Source organism: Mucilaginibacter pankratovii, assembly GCF_014773265.1.
Classification (GTDB): Bacteria; Bacteroidota; Bacteroidia; order Sphingobacteriales; family Sphingobacteriaceae; genus Mucilaginibacter; species Mucilaginibacter pankratovii.
Genome location: NZ_JACWMY010000003.1, coordinates 284,675 through 299,767, shown reverse-complemented (window position 1 = coordinate 299,767; position 15,093 = coordinate 284,675). Strand labels below are relative to the sequence as shown.

Sequence of the window (15,093 nt, the reverse complement as noted above, 5' to 3'; positions counted from 1 at the left end):
TCGTGCAAATTTACGAAATTTAAGCTAAATGGTAAAAAAGCCTGTAAATCAGTTATCACCGGGCCTGCAACTGGCTATTTATTTAGGGCTTTCTGTTGGAACTATCTTTCTTTTCAACCTCATTGGGCTGGCATTGATCATCGCGATATACGGTCTAAAACTTATTGAGCAGATCTCACAGATGAATTTTTCTGACCCGCAGATGCAACAGGCACTGTATATTTTGCAGTTTATCAGTACTACCGTACCCATTATGCTTGCCCCGCTGGTCTTCGCCCGTTTTATTGTAAATGAACCGGGGGATTACCTTAAACCATCGTTCCGCTTTCACTGGCTGTTGCTGATCGTTGCCTTTTTTGTAATGATGACATCCACACCGTTGATAGAGCTTTTGAGCAATATTAACCAGCAGATGGTATTGCCAAAATGGCTAAGCGGACTGGAAGCCTGGATGAAACGCAGCGAGGAGCAGGCCCAACTGATCACCAAAGCCATTTTAAAAATGGATAACGTTTGGGATATGCTGAAAAACGTTTTGCTGATAGGCTTGCTTACCGCGATAGCCGAGGAGTTTATGTTTAGGGGTGTGCTGCAAACCATTATGCAGCGCTGGACGAAGAATACCCACGCCGCCATCTGGATAACCGCGGCATTGTTTAGCGCTTTCCACCTGGAGTTTTATGGTTTTTTGCCCAGGATGCTTTTAGGAGGGCTATTTGGATACTTTGTGGCCTGGAGCGGCAGCATCTGGCCGGCTGTATGGGGGCATTTTTTAAATAATGGCACCGCCGTTTTGGTAACATATTTGTTTCAGCAGAAAAAAATAAAGGTAAACCCCGATGACACCCACACTTTTACTTACGGGGGCTATATATTTAGCGCGATAATTATTATAATTTTGCTGTTAGTTTATAAAAACATAGCATCGGGCAAAAAGCAGCTGGCTAACATTAATGGAGAAGAACTGGGTTAAAATTTTTACATCAACCAATTTTTATCAATCAGAAATTGTTAAGCAAATGCTTACCGGCCACCATATTGATGCTGTACTACTCAACCGGCAGGCATCATCCCATCAAGATTTTGGCGACATTGAGGTGTATATTCACCAGGAAAACTTTAGCACTGCCGTTGAGATAATGATCTTGAACCAATTGAACTTATGAAGACACGCGCCATCACAGGCTTCTTTTTTATTATTGTAATGCTGGGCTCGGTAAACGCGGGCGATTACGTTTTCGGAGCTTTTTACCTTTTACTTTGCCTGCTTTGTCTCCACGAGTTTTACGGCTTGAATATCAAAAGCGGCATTCAGCCCAACAGGCTGGCAGGTTTTATTACCGCTATTTTAATATTCTCGGGCTTTGCACTCATCAATTACGCCAGTCTGTCGGCATTACCAGCTACAGAAACATCAACTGTATGGGGGCACAGGTTGCTTTTTCTGCTACCGCTATCGGTAAGTGCCATATTGATCCACGAACTTTTTAAGATAGATGCATCCCCGTTTACCAATATTGCTTATACTATTTTAGGGGTTGTAATGGTATGTATCCCATTTAGTTTTTTTGTTGCTTTGGCTTATGTGAAGCCGCCGGGCCTGGAGCTTGGGCACAACCTGCACATCCCCCTCGGCTTTTTGCTGATGCTTTGGGCTAACGATACCGGCGCTTATTTGGTAGGCCGCGCCATCGGCCGCACAAAACTGTTTGAGCGCCACTCGCCAAAAAAAACCTGGGAGGGTTTCATAGGCGGCGTTTTGATAGCTGCCGTGGTTGGTTTTATCATCAGCCTTTATTTTAAAGATCTGCCCTGGAACCAGTGGGTATCTATCGCCATTATCATCGGCTGTTTCGGCACACTGGGCGACCTGGTAGAATCGATGTTTAAGCGTAGTATCAATATAAAAGATTCGGGCGGTATATTGCCGGGCCACGGCGGTTTGCTGGACAGGTTCGATGGATTTTTAATTGCCGCGCCAATTGTATACACATACCTGTACTTTGTTGTAAATGTTTAGTTTTGTAATAATTTTTTAACCAATATATAAGCTCATATGACTATCCATAAAGAAGGATATACCTCCATAGCCTTGTGCGTTTTGTTCATAGCTGTTGTGAATGCGCTGATACAGTTTTACCTCCCCGAAGCTAATACGCTGAAATGGGTGGTTTACATCCTGTCGGCCCTGTTGTTTTTTATCATCCTGCAGTTTTTCCGCAGCCCAATACTTGCTATAAATGCCGAAGAGACCCAGGTACTTTGCCCTGCCGACGGTAAAGTTGTGGTTATTGAAGAAACCGAAGAAACCGAATTTTTTAAGGATAAACGCATCCAAATTTCGGTATTTATGTCGCCTATTAACGTACACATTAACCGTAACCCTATCAGCGGCTTTGTAAAATATTTTAAATATCACCCGGGCAAATACCTGGTGGCCTGGCACCCAAAATCGTCTACCGAGAACGAGCGCACCACCGTGGTAACCGAAAACAGCGAAGGCGTAGCAGTATTGTTCCGCCAGATAGCAGGCGCTTTGGCCCGCCGTATTGTATGGTATGTAAAAGAAGGTGACCAGGTGCAGCAAGGGCACCAGTTTGGTTTCATCAAGTTTGGATCGCGGGTGGATATCTTTTTACCGCTCAATTCTAAAATTAACGTAGCCATTAACGAGGTTGTAAAAGGCGGCCGCACTATATTGGCCGAACTGCCGTCCGTAGGTACTTTTGTAGATATTGATGATGTACCTGATGAAGTACATATCCCGAATTTTACAGAGCCATCGTCGGCCCCCTTATCTAACGCGCACGGTAAACCTACCATGGTAGTTGAACATGAAGACGTACCGAAAAAGGCAAAGAGAGGCCCGCAGGCTAAAATAGCCCCAAAAGAGAAATTCGCGAAACCGAAGAAATAGTTTGGTTAAATAGTGAGTGGTTGAGTCATTTGATTTTTCGCCTAAATAAAAAGGTTCGCAGCGTAAATGCTGCGAACCTTTTTTTGCATCTATAACTCACAATAAGATCTATTTCCTACTTACTATTCACTACTCACCACTAATATTGCCACAAGCCAAGCTCCCAGCCTTTCAGGTTTAGCTTTTGCCGTTCGGCTTCGTAAAGCTTATCAATACCCTGGGTATAATCGCGAATGCGCTCATCCCTATCATTTGATTGTTTGATAATATAGCTGGTAAAAAGTCTTTTCATAAACACATCATCAAAGCTCAGGGCGGCGGCATCGCTGCTTCGGTTCACAGCTTCTTTAGTTGCCAATATGCTGCGCACTTCGGGGAAATAAATCCAAAAAGCTGGCTGATATTCATTATTAGTTACACCTCCGGCCGTTTTAATTTTCACAAGCGGTGCAATGCCTACAATGCGCGGCTCAAAAATGCCACGTTGTTTATCGTACAGCCAATCCTCCTTCAGTCGAAATTTCACAATATCATCGGGGTTAAACTCCCCGGCAACAACTTTCGACCCTGTTTTCTCACCTGTTTTTTTGTCTATTATATCTACTACGCTGCTATCGGCCAACCTCCGGAGTGCCTGGGCTACGGTTAAGCGCCTGGAGAAAGCGTCTCCACTGGGGTCCTCCCTGGTGGAGGTGGGGTCATAAGCCACTACGTCCCTGTTTTGCACCGCTGCAAGCAATACATCCATCAACCGCTGTTTTGGCGATGCCAGATATTGGTTCATTTTTTCGCGCAGGTCTATCTCGCGCCAAACGCGTTTTGCAAATATCACGTCAGCCTCACGCGCATTGGCATACGCCGTTGGCTTTGTTGAATTGGCGATATTGTTTTTGTGGTAATAACCATCCAGCGGGCGAATAAAAGCGGGCTTTACAATGGTAAACCGGCCCGGTTCGCATACACTGGTAAGGTATTCCTTACCGTTGAACGATCTTTCGCTCGTCCACGTACCGTCAATAACAAACAGCGTGTTTAGTGAGTCTACGGTAAAAGTCCCCTTCATTTTTTTAAGACAAAACTCGTACTTGCCGCTTTCGCAATCGCAGCTTACGCCTTTGTACTCTTCCAGCATTACGTTTTTGCCTTCAATGTTCCCCTGCAGGGCAAAAACAACCTTATGATTATCTACTGTAGTAAAAGTGGAGGTACCTACAAGACTTTTACCGGTTTGCACCAGGTCTATCTCCAGCTTAAATTTTACATCGCGGTTGTTTTGGGGCAGCTCGCCCAGCCATTTACCCGTTAAGTTTTGCCCCAAAGCAATATTCCCTATCAAAAAAGCAGCTACAAAAAATAAGTATCTCATCAGCAAGCCGGGTTGAAACAAAAAAAGCCTCTCTGCAAGATGCAGAAAGGCTTTAATATACAAAAATGTAAATTAAACTCTTTTTGATTTGATACGGGCTGCTTTACCGGTAAGGGCACGCAGGTAGAACAATTTAGCACGGCGTACTTTACCAACGCTGTTTACTTCTACTTTATCAATGTTTGGAGAATTGTAAGGGAATATACGCTCTACACCTATACCGTTAGAAACTTTACGCACGGTAAAGGTTTCGCTGTTGCCAACGCTATTGCGTTGCAGTACAACACCCTGGTAAAGTTGTATACGTTCTTTGTTACCTTCTCTGATTTTATAATACACGCTAACAGTGTCACCGGCTTTAAAAGCGGGAAATTGATTCTTAACTACTGATTGCTCTTCTACAAATTTTACTAAATCCATGATTTTTAGCTCTTAAAGCGACTTTTAACCCGTAAAAATCGGAGTGCAATAATAGGGAAATTATTTGAAATAAAAAAGTATGTTTTAAAAATTTCCACATTTTGTTTTTTATACACAATCAGAAGCCTCCCGGCACTCTAAGAAGGAGCTTTTGAAACGCTTAAAACTTTATCCTACAGTAGCAAAGCTAATGTCAATGCAAACTTCTGTTCCCCCTTCAGGGGGTTAGGGGGCTCGCCGGCTTTTTCTCGGTAAAATAAGCCACTATCGTATATGCCAATCCTATCAATAATAAGTTAAACACAAAGTTAATAAGCGTATCGCTTACCGAATGCGAGCGGCTGTCGATATCAACAAAAGTGTAAACGGCATACACCAATGCGGCGGCAAATATAAGCCATCCGGTGATAGATGCAGGCAAGTAAATAACGCCTTTACGGGTGAACCAATTTAATTTCATGATCGGGTGATTTTTTTGTGATAGAGATATTTTCTGTCATAGCAAACGCAAGAAATGCCGCTATGATTAGCTTACTGAGTACGATGAGCAGCACGTTCCACCATCTTATCCTGATGGTAAAACTGAATTCCCTGTACTTACGCGTATGCCCTGCTTTTTTTAATTGCACATGGGTGATAGCCAGTATATTAATAATAATACACACTATTGGCAGTATGATAAGTACTATCGGTGCCATAAAATCGAGCCAGGGTGTGTTATCCATGCTAATGATCACATTAAACATAGCCTCGAACCAGTTACTTTGCCCGTGCGAGTAATAATATATAAAAACACAAAGCAAAAAGTAAGAAGGTATAGCCAAAAGCCAGGCCCCAAGGGCGGCAGAACGGTTGGCATTCATGATGGCCATTTTAACGCTGTTTTGGTGTTGTGCCGACGGATCGGCATTGGGGACTTGCAGGGTTTCCATTTCTTTTAAAAATTCGTCTTTATCTTTCATTGTTATATCACTATAATGTGTAAATGATAATTGGTTGCAGTTTTAAAGCATATTCCTCAATTTCTCCAGTCCGCGCGAAAGCAGCGATTTAACCGTCCCTTCGTTCTTATCCAGTATATTGCTTATTTCGGTATTGGTTTTTTGCTCGAAGTAGCGCAGGGAGATCACCTCCTGATACTTAATATCCAGTTGCAGCAGGTTTATTCGCACCTGCTTGTAGGTGCTCAGGTGCTCCATTTCTTTCTCAATAATTTCCTTTTCGTTATCTGCCTGTGCATGCAGCAGCTTTTCCATGCCGGGTTCCTCCAATAGTTGCTGTAACGATTGCGGCTGGTATTTTTGCCTACGGTAGTATTGGTTAAGCTCGTTAGTGGCAATACGGTAGATCCACGAGGAAAGGCTGATACCCCGCCAGCTAAACTTGCCGATATTCAGGTAGGCCTTTAAAAATGTTTCGGCGGCAATATCGCGGGAGAGGTCGTAATCGGCGGTGCGGCGATAGATGTAGCCAAACACCGGGGCATACCAAATATCAAAAACATCGCCAAATGCGGCCGGGTTATCCCGGCATCGCTGTATAAGCTGCTGTTCTTTTTTGGCATCCACTGTTAGGTATAACGCAAAAATAGAATTTGGTTGCAGTCGCCCCCCAGCCCCTTGAAGGTGGAGCAGAAGTTTACTTGCGTATTAAGTCTACTCCATAAAGATACCGTTAACTTTTAAAAGGCTCCCCCTTCAGGGGGTTAGGGGGCTCGCCGTGATCCTATTCCAACAGATCCGGCCTTCTCTGCTTCGTACGTTCTATTGCCTGCTCAAAGCGCCATTGCTCTACTTTCGGGGTATCGCCGCTGAGCAGGATATCCGGCACTTTGTGGCCGTTCCAATCTGCCGGGCGGGTGTAAACGGGGGCATCCAGCAGGTCGTTCTGGAACGAATCTGACAGGGCGGAGGTCTCATCAGACAATACACCCGGTATCAGCCTCACTACGGCATCAACCAGCACCGCTGCGGGCAGTTCCCCGCCCGAGAGCACATAGTCGCCTATGGAGATCTCGCGGGTAACAAAGATATCGCGGATGCGCTGATCGATCCCCTTGTAGTGCCCGCAAAGGATGATGATGTTGCCTTTAATAGATAGCTGGTTGGCTATTTTTTGATTAAGCGTTTCACCATCGGGCGACATAAAGATCACCTCGTCGTACTCGCGTTCAGATTTTAACTTTTCAATACAAGCCGCGAAGGGTTGGATCGTCATCACCATGCCGCTGCCGCCGCCATAGGGATAATCGTCTACGCTTTTTTGTTTGCCGCTGGCATAATCGCGCAGGTTATGCACCACAATTTCGGCTACGCCCTTTTTTTGGGCACGCTGCAAAATAGAGTGGGTAAAGGGGCTTTCCAGCAAGCCGGGCAATACGGTAATGATATCGAAACGCATGGCGCAAAGATAGTGATTTGGCAGATGTGCAGATATGCGGATTTCAGGTGTGCAGATTGGGGGATTAGGCTGCTTCTACTAATTGGTTTTGTTTTGAAGTTTTATACTTCATCCAATAAAACACAACCAGGAAAATGAGTTGCATGGAAATAATGCTGCAAAAAAGCGCATCGAAGTAGTCCCAGCCGTATACCAGCCAGTACAACACAACAAATAATACATAGTGCGCCAAAAAGCTTATTTGTAATGCCCTTAACCTAATCTCAAAAAGCACTTCGTTTTCCACACGTTCCCTTGAGCACGTCCAAAGTGCCAGCGCCGCCGGGAACAGCATGGAGATATCCGAATAAATATTGTATTTGGTGGAAAACATTTCGCTCACGGTAAAAAACAGCATGAACAGTAGGGTACCCCATTTCCCGATCATGTTGAAGGGCATATATGGTAGCAGGTACAATTGTTTAAGCTGATGTTCCTGTTTTATCTTCCGTTTGAAATACCAGAAAACCGGTATAAAAAGCGCTATCGGGATCAGAAAGTTATTAAGAGTAAAATAAGCCCCCGCCTGGGAAACAAAATCGAGGAGCCTCGACTTAGTATCGGTTGCTATTGGCAAAACTGCTAAAGCCAGGTACAGGACCGTTGATGCCCATGTAATGATGGCCGACCCATAGAACGCCAGCATGCGGATCTTCCCGGTAAGGGGACTCTCGTTTTTCAGCTTGCCAAAGGCAATGAACAATAACGCAGCTATCAAAATAGTGGTAGACACCTCATCGGTAAAATTATTCATTCCATTACCGAACTCGAGTACCTGCTCTGTCCGACCATTATAATTTAGAAACGGTATTACATAATGCCCAAACTGTACTTTGAAACATAAAACCAAAGCAGGCAGTAAAAGTATCCAGCCAAGTATCCTAAATATCCGCGGTAGCAACATGCACTAAAGATAGGCGTTTAGATGTGCAAAATTCGGATGTGCGGATATGCAGATATAAAAGGCTTTTTGGCGATAAGCCGTTATTTGTAGATCTGAACGATCGCTTCCGTGCAGAAGCTATCATGGTACTCCTCCATCTGCACATCTGAAATCTGAAATTTGCACATTCTCGCTATCCTCCATGCTGATAAATCGTCCACACATTGCCGGACGGGTCGGCGAAGCGGGCGATCGGCACACCGGAATCGGCATCGAACGGCTCAACCACAGTGCCTCCGACCACTACGATCACGTCAAGTGTTTTTTGCGCATCATCTACCATGATAGATACCCGCATGCCCGATGTTGTTACCGGTTCATCAACTTTAAACCACATGCCGCTAACACCGCCCGTACCGTCGTCGAAATTGGCGTTGCCTTGCTCGTCGCTACGAATTTCCCAGCCAAATACTTTTTGATAGAACGTTATTGCCTGCGCTATATCGAGAGCGGGAATCTCCACATAACAGATCTTTCCGTGCCCGAATATGGGTTCCTGGTTTGCCATTGGTTTATAATTCTAGGTATGCTTTATCTTGTGTCTTGATTCTTGCTTCTTGATTCTTTTCTCTAAATCGCCTTCTGTATCTGCCACAAATGCCCAAATGGGTCGCGGATGGAACCCTGCCTGTAGCCGTAATCGTAATCCTGCACGGGCGATGTAATGATTGCACCGGCAGCCACAGCCTGTGCAACAACCGCGTGCACATCATCCACAAACAACCCTATGACCACGGTTGTACCTCCGTTAATTGCATCCGGGCTTACCGCATTGGAATTGCGTGTTTGTTCGTGCAAATGAAATAGTGTGCCGCCAATAGAAAATTCCGACACATGGATCGAACCGTCATCGTTACCAAAACGGCGCAGCTCTACCGCGCTGAATGCTTTTTCATAAAAACTTACATCGGTTATCCCATTGGGGATGAATAATTCCGGGGCAAAAACTGCCGCCCAACCTCCGTTGGCTAACGGAGGAGCAGGATTTATAGTGATGTTCATTTTATTATCTAGATTACTTACTTTTTCAAACTTTCAATTCCCCCTTCAGGGGTTAGGGGGCTATTAATCTTCTTCCTCTAATGTAAATATTTCCTCCACGGGTTTACCAAACACCCGGGCAATTTTCAGCGCCAATACGGTGGATGGCACATAGCGGTTACTTTCGATGGTGTTGATGGTTTGCCGCGATACGCTGATCAGTTCCGCCAGTTCGGCCTGGGTGATGTTTTTGATGGCGCGCTCCACCCGCATATTATTTTTCATCGCCTATACCTCTTCCTTTTTTAGCAAGCGGTTAAGCTGCCAAAGCTTCCAGCGGAAACGAACTATAAAAAACACCAGTGGTATCAGCAGGTTCAAGCGCAGCATGTCGATAAAGTCGATGCCGTTGGTAAATACCAGGCTCATGATAAGGATAAAATAATTCACGTAGATAGCCCACTGCAGCGATTCTAGCCGCAATTGCGAGATCTGCTCATCTTCTATTTTCTCCTTTGCAAAAGCTACCAAAAATAGCCCCGTTAATACCAATAGGGTCGACGCTATAAAAAACAAATGCCCATTAGTGAAAAGTGCCGAATCTCCTGCGTTGACAGGTAGTTTATGGCTTTCATCAATATCAGGGTTTATCATTTCCCAAATCGCTCTTACGGGCACATGCGCAACAATAAGCGCCAATCCTATAAAGCGGCTCTTATAAGGAAACAACATCGAAGGTTTCATGATTTGTAAAGCTTGGTTTACCAAATGTAAAGCATACTTTACATTTCTGCAAGTGTTATTTTAATAATCTATTTAATGCGGTGTCCTCACTATAGGTGTTCTGAAGATTAAAAAAGCGGAGAAAATGTGCGATTCCCCACTTAAGGGGAATAGCCCATCATAAGACAGACGGGTAATTCATAAGACGTTCCGCTGGAACGTACGGTGGTTCTTTGGCATTTTCTACCCATAAAACATTCCGATGGGATGAAAACAGGTCGTTCCAGAGGAACGTCTCATGGGTAGAAAAAATAAAGACAATTTTTACGTTCCAACGGAACGTTTTATGAAATCTGTCTAATCATGGGCTATTCCCCTCTTGAGAAGGGTTGAGGGGTGTGTTTCTGCTCCATGCATTCCGCAATTAGATAACGGGTAACACACCCCGCCACCACACGATCACTCGCGCCCCCTCTCAAGATGGGAACAAAAATAATCTTCCGAACACCCATGTTGAGGACACCGCCTTAGTGGGAAAGGAGGGAATTGAAATGTGTATAAGCAAAAAAAGCGCCCTTGTGGGGCGCTTCTTATATAATATTGTTTAATGCTTAGCGGGTACCGCCTGCTGGTTTTTTATCTACAACAGGGCGGGCATCGCGGTTTGCCAGTTCCCAGCCGGTGTAAAATGCCAGCTGCGCACGTTTTGCCAACAGCGGGAAGTTAATTTTGCTTACTTCGTCACCAGGCTGGTGATAATCGGCATGTACACCGTTGAAGTAAAATATAATTGGTACGCCGTAACGGGCAAAGTTGTAATGATCGCTACGGTAGTAGAAACGGTTAGGATCGTTAGGATCATCATACTTGTAATCCAGTTTCATTTTAGTGTAGGTGTTGTTTGCGTCCTTGCCAATTTTATTCAGATCTGAGCTTAGCATGTTAGAACCAATTGAATATACATAGTTGGCAGAATCGGGTTTGCCAATGTATTCTTCGCCCACACGGCCTATCATATCAATATTCAAATCGGCAATGGTGTTAGCCAAAGGATAAACCGGATGATCGGTATAGTATTCAGAACCTAATAAACCTTTTTCTTCGCCAACGTTACCCAGGAATAATACACTGCGACGCGGGCCTTTACCGTCTTTTTTTGCTTTGGTAAATGCCTGCGCAATCTCCAGCATACCGGTGGTACCGCTGCCATCATCATCGGCACCGTTGTTTACTTTATCGGTTGCACCGGGTTTGGTAACCAGACCGATGTGGTCGTAATGGGCAGAGAAAATCAAAACCTCGTTTTTAAGCTTTGGGTCCGAACCTGGTAAAAAGCCTAAAACGTCAACCGCTTTTACATCCGTCATGGTTGTCTTAAAAGCTATTTCCGCGGTTGCTTTTACGGTTTGTGTTGTTTTGCCGGCAGCTGCTGCTGTTTTAAGCTCCTCGTATGTTTTGCCGGTAGATTTAACAATTGCATCCGCAACGGTTGTGGATACGTTAAAAACAGGCGTAGCCGCATTACTATTGTCTGCCGGTTTTTTTATAGCTAAGGCACCACCACCGCTTGGGTTTTGCCCACCAAAGCGTTTAAGCAAGCCTGCAATTTCTCCGTTTGCAGCCAATATAACAGCAGGCTTCTGCTCGCGGATAGCGGTTAAGATGGCCTGGCGTGCAGCTGTTGCACGGTAGCTGGTATTTGTTTTTGTACCTACAACGGGTTTATCCTCGTTTATTAGTAATACAATTTTACCTCCCAGGTCGGTACCTGCAATTTCCTCAGCAGTTCCGTAGCCAACAAAAACAACATCGGCAGCATTAATGGTTTTATCAGGAAAAGTGCCGCGGACAAAAAAATCTGTCCAGTTGGCAAAAGCCTGGCCATTTATAGAAAACGCGCTGATGGTGAGCTTAGTTTCGGCCAAGGGCACGTCAAAAAAATATGAGCCGTTAACAGGGGCTTGCAAGCCTAATTTTTTAAACTCGCCTGCTATGTAGTTGGCGGCTTTCTCTGCACCGGGTTTGCCAGTTTCGCGACCTTCAAACTCGTCTGACGCTAAAATGCTTAAGTGCTTTTTGGCATCTTCGGCTGTAATTAATTTACCGTACTTAACCGCGGTGGCATTTTGCTGTGCACATGCACTTGCACCTATAGCCAGGGCGGTTATAAAAAGTGATACTTTCTTCATCTATTTTAAATTATCTATTGTTAATGTATTTAGCAGCCAATTTTGCTTACGCGCCTTGCGTGTCGGCCGCCTTCAAACTCTTCGGTTAAAAATCTTTCTATAATAGTTTTGGCCTCATCCAGTGTTACATGGCGGGCGGGGATGCACAGTACATTGGCATCGTTGTGGGTGCGGGCGGGGATGGCTACTTCTTCTTTCCAGCAGATGGCTGCGCGGATACCCTGGTGCTTATTGGCCGTCATGGCTACACCGTTGGCGCTGCCGCAAAGCAGGATGCCGAAATCAACGCTGCCCGCTTCTACTGCTGAAGCTACGGCGTGAGCAAAATCAGGATAATCAGCAGATTCAGCCGAATCAGTACCAAAATCTTTAAACTCGATATCATCAAACATGCCCAAAATGGCTTGCTTATATTCAAAGCCGGCATGATCCGCGCCAATGGCAATTTTTAACCCTGTTTTCATTATTCAAATGTATAATTTTTATACAAGGGCTTACGTAAATTTTTTGATAGGAAGGGAAGGTCGAAAAAGGAGAATTAATATCGAACACCGAATTTCGAATGATGAATACTGAACGCAGGAGTGATGCGCTATACAGCAAAGCTTTTTACCCGATCATTCGATATTCAATATTCGGCGTTCGACATTATTTTGCCTGATGGTCTGATAACAAAACGCCCCCACCTTGTAAAGGAGAGGGCGTTTTTAAAGATCGAGTGTTATTAGCGAGGGCTACAAATCCAGTTCTGCTTCGCGTTTTAACTTGCGTTTTTCTACCACACCAGCCACCACAATACCCACTTCGTAAAGCACAAAGAGCGGTATACTCACAATGGTCATGGTCATCATATCGGGTGTTGGGGTAATTACTGCCGAGATAACTAAAATAGCCACCACAGCGTACCGCCGGCCGCTGCGCATAAACTTAGGCGTTAAAATACCCAGGCTGGATAGGATATATACCAATATTGGTAGCTGGAAAACTATGCCGGTAGCTAATGTTAGTGTGGCTACCGATGACAGGTACGAATCGATATCGAAGTAGTTCTCTATTTTATCGCTAACGGTAAAGCCCGATAAAAAGTTAATAGACTCGGGAGTGATTACGTAATAGCCGAAAAGGATGCCCAGGACGAACAGGAAGGTAGCATAAAACACAAAACCCGTTGCCGCCTTACGTTCTTTTTCGTGCAGGGCGGGTTTTACAAACAACCATACCTCGTATAATAAATAGGGAAAGCCCAACATCACACCAATTAACAAACACGAGTTTATTTGCAGGGTAAATTGCCCGGCCATCTCGGTGTTAATAAGCTTTATGTTTATTTTATCGATGCAAAAGCCAGATTTTCCCAGCAGATCGCCCAGTTTGCAAAGCATGCGATACGTCCAAAAATCGGTGCGGCTTGGGCCCAGGATAATGGTATCGAATATAAAATTGTAAAAATAAAACGCGCCGATAGTAAAAATAACGATAGCGATAGCTGCCCGGATAAGGTGCCATCGTAAAGCCTCCAAATGGTCAAAAAATGACATTTCGGCTTCCATCGTCTGGCCTTTTTCTTTTATAGCCTTTATTAGTTTGTTATCGCTCATTATCTGTTTTAAATATCACTCCTTTAACGCTCAGGAATGCTATTTACGTTTTATGTGGCCTTAAAAGTTTTTATTTATTAATATTCAAAGGTCTCCATAAACTTGGTAGTAAAATTACCGGCCCTAAAGTTAGGGTCCTTGAGTAATTTTAAATGGAATGGGATGGTGGTTTTGATACCTTCTATAACAAACTCGCTTAGCGCGCGCTCCATGGTTGCCAATGCTTCATCGCGTGTTTGGGCCATGCATATTACCTTGGCTATCATCGAATCGTAGTTTGGCGGAATGGTGTAACCGCTGTACACATGCGTATCTACACGCACACCATGGCCACCTGGCGAGTGGAAGTTGGTTATTTTACCTGGCGACGGGCGGAAGTTGTTGGCCGGGTCTTCGGCGTTGATGCGGCACTCGATAGCGCACATGGTTGGCTCGTAGTTTTTACCCGAGATTGGGATACCGGCAGCAACTTTTATTTGTTCTTTGATCAGGTCGAAGTTAATTACTTCTTCGGTAACCGGGTGCTCTACCTGGATACGGGTGTTCATTTCCATAAAGTAGAAGTTGCGGTCTTTATCAACCAAAAACTCTACCGTACCGGCACCTTCGTATTTTACCGCTTTTGCGCCTTTAATAGCGGCCTCGCCCATCTTTTTACGCAGCTTATCTGTCATAAAAGGCGATGGCGCTTCTTCAACCAGTTTCTGGTGACGACGTTGTATAGAACAATCGCGCTCGGATAAATGGCAAACTTTGCCGTATTGGTCGCCCACTACCTGTATTTCAATATGGCGTGGATCCTGTACATATTTTTCAAGATAGAGGCCGTCGTTACCGAAGGCAGCGCCGGATTCGGCACGTGCGCTATCCCAGGCATTTTCAAACTCTTCGTCTTTCCAAACAATGCGCATACCACGGCCACCGCCACCGGCGGTTGCTTTAAGTATAACCGGGTAACCAATTTTATTGGCGATAACGATGCCTGATTTGATATCCGAAAGTAAGCCTTCGGAACCCGGAACGATGGGAACACCAGCCTTTTTCATGGTTTCTTTAGCCGAAGCTTTATCTCCCATTCTGTTGATCTGATCTGCAGTTGCACCGATAAATTTGATGCCATATTCGGCACAGATAGCAGAAAATTTGGCATTTTCCGAAAGGAAACCATAGCCCGGATGGATCGCATCGGCGTTGGTTAATTCGGCAGCAGAAATTATATTGGGGATATTGAGGTAAGAGTCGCGGCTTGCGGGGGGGCCAATACATACGGCCTCATCGGCAAAACGTACATGCAGGCTGTCCCTATCGGCAGTGGAATAAACCGCTATGGTTTTGATGCCCATTTCCTTACAGGTACGAATAATTCGCAGGGCAATCTCGCCACGGTTGGCTATTAATATTTTTTTAAACATTTGCTCTAATTTGAAAATTTGAAAATGTGGTAATTTGAAAATGAATAACTAAATACTTAGCGTAACGATTTGAAAACGGTAATTTTCAAATCTTCAAATTAACTA

General features: G+C 44.6%; 18 protein-coding genes and 1 pseudogene. 4 read left to right on the top strand and 15 right to left on the bottom strand.

Annotation, left to right across the window (positions count from 1 at the left end; all coding sequences use genetic code 11):
• Window positions 1-28: 28 nt before the first annotated feature.
• The 4 genes and pseudogenes from IDJ77_RS07090 to IDJ77_RS07075 form a co-directional block, all read left to right on the top strand.
• Window positions 29-973: a CPBP family intramembrane glutamic endopeptidase gene (locus tag IDJ77_RS07090; protein WP_191188239.1), complete on the top strand. Its 945-nt coding sequence runs from the start codon at window positions 29-31 to the stop codon at window positions 971-973.
• On the top strand, window positions 954-1,166 hold the full coding sequence (locus IDJ77_RS07085; RefSeq protein ID WP_191188238.1) for a hypothetical protein: 213 nt from the start codon (window positions 954-956) through the stop codon (window positions 1,164-1,166). The genes IDJ77_RS07090 and IDJ77_RS07085 overlap by 20 nt, the downstream gene beginning before the upstream one ends.
• A complete protein-coding gene (locus IDJ77_RS07080; protein ID WP_191188237.1) occupies window positions 1,163-2,020 on the top strand; it encodes a phosphatidate cytidylyltransferase in 858 nt (285 codons plus the stop codon). Before IDJ77_RS07085 ends, IDJ77_RS07080 begins: the two co-directional genes overlap by 4 nt.
• Window positions 2,021-2,056: 36 nt before the next feature.
• Window positions 2,057-2,710: pseudogene (locus IDJ77_RS07075) on the top strand (phosphatidylserine decarboxylase family protein); the annotation flags it as partial.
• A 346-nt stretch (window positions 2,711-3,056) separates the two neighbouring features.
• Here the strand turns inward: IDJ77_RS07075 and porN are convergent.
• The 15 genes from porN to accC form a co-directional block, all read right to left on the bottom strand.
• Window positions 3,057-4,283, bottom strand: coding sequence for a type IX secretion system ring subunit PorN/GldN (porN, locus tag IDJ77_RS07070; protein ID WP_224750999.1), 1,227 nt, complete (start codon window positions 4,281-4,283; stop codon window positions 3,057-3,059).
• A gap of 72 nt (window positions 4,284-4,355) precedes the next feature.
• Window positions 4,356-4,703, bottom strand: coding sequence for a 50S ribosomal protein L19 (gene rplS / locus IDJ77_RS07065; protein WP_191188236.1), 348 nt, complete (start codon window positions 4,701-4,703; stop codon window positions 4,356-4,358).
• A 217-nt stretch (window positions 4,704-4,920) separates the two neighbouring features.
• Window positions 4,921-5,163, bottom strand: coding sequence for a hypothetical protein (locus IDJ77_RS07060; RefSeq protein WP_191188235.1), 243 nt, complete (start codon window positions 5,161-5,163; stop codon window positions 4,921-4,923).
• Window positions 5,138-5,665, bottom strand: a complete 528-nt coding sequence (locus IDJ77_RS07055) for a hypothetical protein (RefSeq protein WP_191188234.1) — start codon at window positions 5,663-5,665, stop codon at window positions 5,138-5,140. Before IDJ77_RS07055 ends, IDJ77_RS07060 begins: the two co-directional genes overlap by 26 nt.
• A gap of 42 nt (window positions 5,666-5,707) precedes the next feature.
• Window positions 5,708-6,271: an RNA polymerase sigma factor gene (locus IDJ77_RS07050; protein ID WP_191188233.1), complete on the bottom strand. Its 564-nt coding sequence runs from the start codon at window positions 6,269-6,271 to the stop codon at window positions 5,708-5,710.
• Window positions 6,272-6,428: 157 nt separating this feature from the next.
• Window positions 6,429-7,103 (bottom strand): tRNA (guanosine(37)-N1)-methyltransferase TrmD, encoded by a 675-nt coding sequence (gene trmD, locus IDJ77_RS07045; RefSeq protein ID WP_191188232.1) that lies wholly within the window; start codon window positions 7,101-7,103, stop codon window positions 6,429-6,431.
• Between the two features lie 64 nt (window positions 7,104-7,167).
• Window positions 7,168-7,896: a hypothetical protein gene (locus tag IDJ77_RS07040; protein ID WP_191188231.1), complete on the bottom strand. Its 729-nt coding sequence runs from the start codon at window positions 7,894-7,896 to the stop codon at window positions 7,168-7,170.
• Between the two features lie 322 nt (window positions 7,897-8,218).
• On the bottom strand, window positions 8,219-8,593 hold the full coding sequence (locus IDJ77_RS07035; protein ID WP_191188230.1) for a VOC family protein: 375 nt from the start codon (window positions 8,591-8,593) through the stop codon (window positions 8,219-8,221).
• A gap of 62 nt (window positions 8,594-8,655) precedes the next feature.
• Window positions 8,656-9,087, bottom strand: coding sequence for a VOC family protein (locus IDJ77_RS07030; RefSeq protein WP_191188229.1), 432 nt, complete (start codon window positions 9,085-9,087; stop codon window positions 8,656-8,658).
• Between the two features lie 63 nt (window positions 9,088-9,150).
• Window positions 9,151-9,351, bottom strand: coding sequence for a helix-turn-helix transcriptional regulator (locus IDJ77_RS07025; protein WP_191188228.1), 201 nt, complete (start codon window positions 9,349-9,351; stop codon window positions 9,151-9,153).
• A 3-nt stretch (window positions 9,352-9,354) separates the two neighbouring features.
• Window positions 9,355-9,810 carry a hypothetical protein gene (locus IDJ77_RS07020; RefSeq protein ID WP_191188227.1) on the bottom strand — a complete coding sequence of 152 codons (456 nt, stop codon included), beginning with the start codon at window positions 9,808-9,810 and terminating at the stop codon, window positions 9,355-9,357.
• 590 nt (window positions 9,811-10,400) lie between these two features.
• Complete coding sequence (locus tag IDJ77_RS07015) at window positions 10,401-11,978, bottom strand: M28 family peptidase (RefSeq protein ID WP_191188226.1); 1,578 nt, start codon at window positions 11,976-11,978, stop codon at window positions 10,401-10,403.
• Window positions 11,979-12,007: 29 nt separating this feature from the next.
• On the bottom strand, window positions 12,008-12,442 hold the full coding sequence (gene rpiB, locus IDJ77_RS07010) for a ribose 5-phosphate isomerase B (RefSeq protein ID WP_191188225.1): 435 nt from the start codon (window positions 12,440-12,442) through the stop codon (window positions 12,008-12,010).
• A gap of 270 nt (window positions 12,443-12,712) precedes the next feature.
• The gene (gene tatC, locus IDJ77_RS07005; RefSeq protein ID WP_191188224.1) at window positions 12,713-13,576 is read right to left on the bottom strand and encodes a twin-arginine translocase subunit TatC; all 864 of its coding nucleotides are present in this window, start codon (window positions 13,574-13,576) and stop codon (window positions 12,713-12,715) included.
• A 77-nt stretch (window positions 13,577-13,653) separates the two neighbouring features.
• The gene (gene accC, locus IDJ77_RS07000) at window positions 13,654-14,988 is read right to left on the bottom strand and encodes an acetyl-CoA carboxylase biotin carboxylase subunit (protein WP_191188223.1); all 1,335 of its coding nucleotides are present in this window, start codon (window positions 14,986-14,988) and stop codon (window positions 13,654-13,656) included.
• Window positions 14,989-15,093 lie beyond the last annotated feature (105 nt).

What these genes read in the sequence shown, in the direction of transcription:
- IDJ77_RS07090 (WP_191188239.1), top strand. Translation starts at nt 29, where the DNA reads ATGGTAAAAAAGCCTGTAAATCAGTTATCACCGGGCCTGCAACTGGCT.
- IDJ77_RS07085 (WP_191188238.1), top strand. Translation starts at nt 954, where the DNA reads ATGGAGAAGAACTGGGTTAAAATTTTTACATCAACCAATTTTTATCAA.
- IDJ77_RS07080 (WP_191188237.1), top strand. Translation starts at nt 1,163, where the DNA reads ATGAAGACACGCGCCATCACAGGCTTCTTTTTTATTATTGTAATGCTG.
- porN (WP_224750999.1), bottom strand. Translation starts at nt 4,283, where the DNA reads ATGAGATACTTATTTTTTGTAGCTGCTTTTTTGATAGGGAATATTGCT.
- rplS (WP_191188236.1), bottom strand. Translation starts at nt 4,703, where the DNA reads ATGGATTTAGTAAAATTTGTAGAAGAGCAATCAGTAGTTAAGAATCAA.
- IDJ77_RS07060 (WP_191188235.1), bottom strand. Translation starts at nt 5,163, where the DNA reads ATGAAATTAAATTGGTTCACCCGTAAAGGCGTTATTTACTTGCCTGCA.
- IDJ77_RS07055 (WP_191188234.1), bottom strand. Translation starts at nt 5,665, where the DNA reads ATGAAAGATAAAGACGAATTTTTAAAAGAAATGGAAACCCTGCAAGTC.
- trmD (WP_191188232.1), bottom strand. Translation starts at nt 7,103, where the DNA reads ATGCGTTTCGATATCATTACCGTATTGCCCGGCTTGCTGGAAAGCCCC.
- IDJ77_RS07040 (WP_191188231.1), bottom strand. Translation starts at nt 7,896, where the DNA reads ATGAATAATTTTACCGATGAGGTGTCTACCACTATTTTGATAGCTGCG.
- IDJ77_RS07035 (WP_191188230.1), bottom strand. Translation starts at nt 8,593, where the DNA reads ATGGCAAACCAGGAACCCATATTCGGGCACGGAAAGATCTGTTATGTG.
- IDJ77_RS07030 (WP_191188229.1), bottom strand. Translation starts at nt 9,087, where the DNA reads ATGAACATCACTATAAATCCTGCTCCTCCGTTAGCCAACGGAGGTTGG.
- IDJ77_RS07025 (WP_191188228.1), bottom strand. Translation starts at nt 9,351, where the DNA reads ATGAAAAATAATATGCGGGTGGAGCGCGCCATCAAAAACATCACCCAG.
- IDJ77_RS07020 (WP_191188227.1), bottom strand. Translation starts at nt 9,810, where the DNA reads ATGAAACCTTCGATGTTGTTTCCTTATAAGAGCCGCTTTATAGGATTG.
- IDJ77_RS07015 (WP_191188226.1), bottom strand. Translation starts at nt 11,978, where the DNA reads ATGAAGAAAGTATCACTTTTTATAACCGCCCTGGCTATAGGTGCAAGT.
- rpiB (WP_191188225.1), bottom strand. Translation starts at nt 12,442, where the DNA reads ATGAAAACAGGGTTAAAAATTGCCATTGGCGCGGATCATGCCGGCTTT.
- tatC (WP_191188224.1), bottom strand. Translation starts at nt 13,576, where the DNA reads ATGAGCGATAACAAACTAATAAAGGCTATAAAAGAAAAAGGCCAGACG.
- accC (WP_191188223.1), bottom strand. Translation starts at nt 14,988, where the DNA reads ATGTTTAAAAAAATATTAATAGCCAACCGTGGCGAGATTGCCCTGCGA.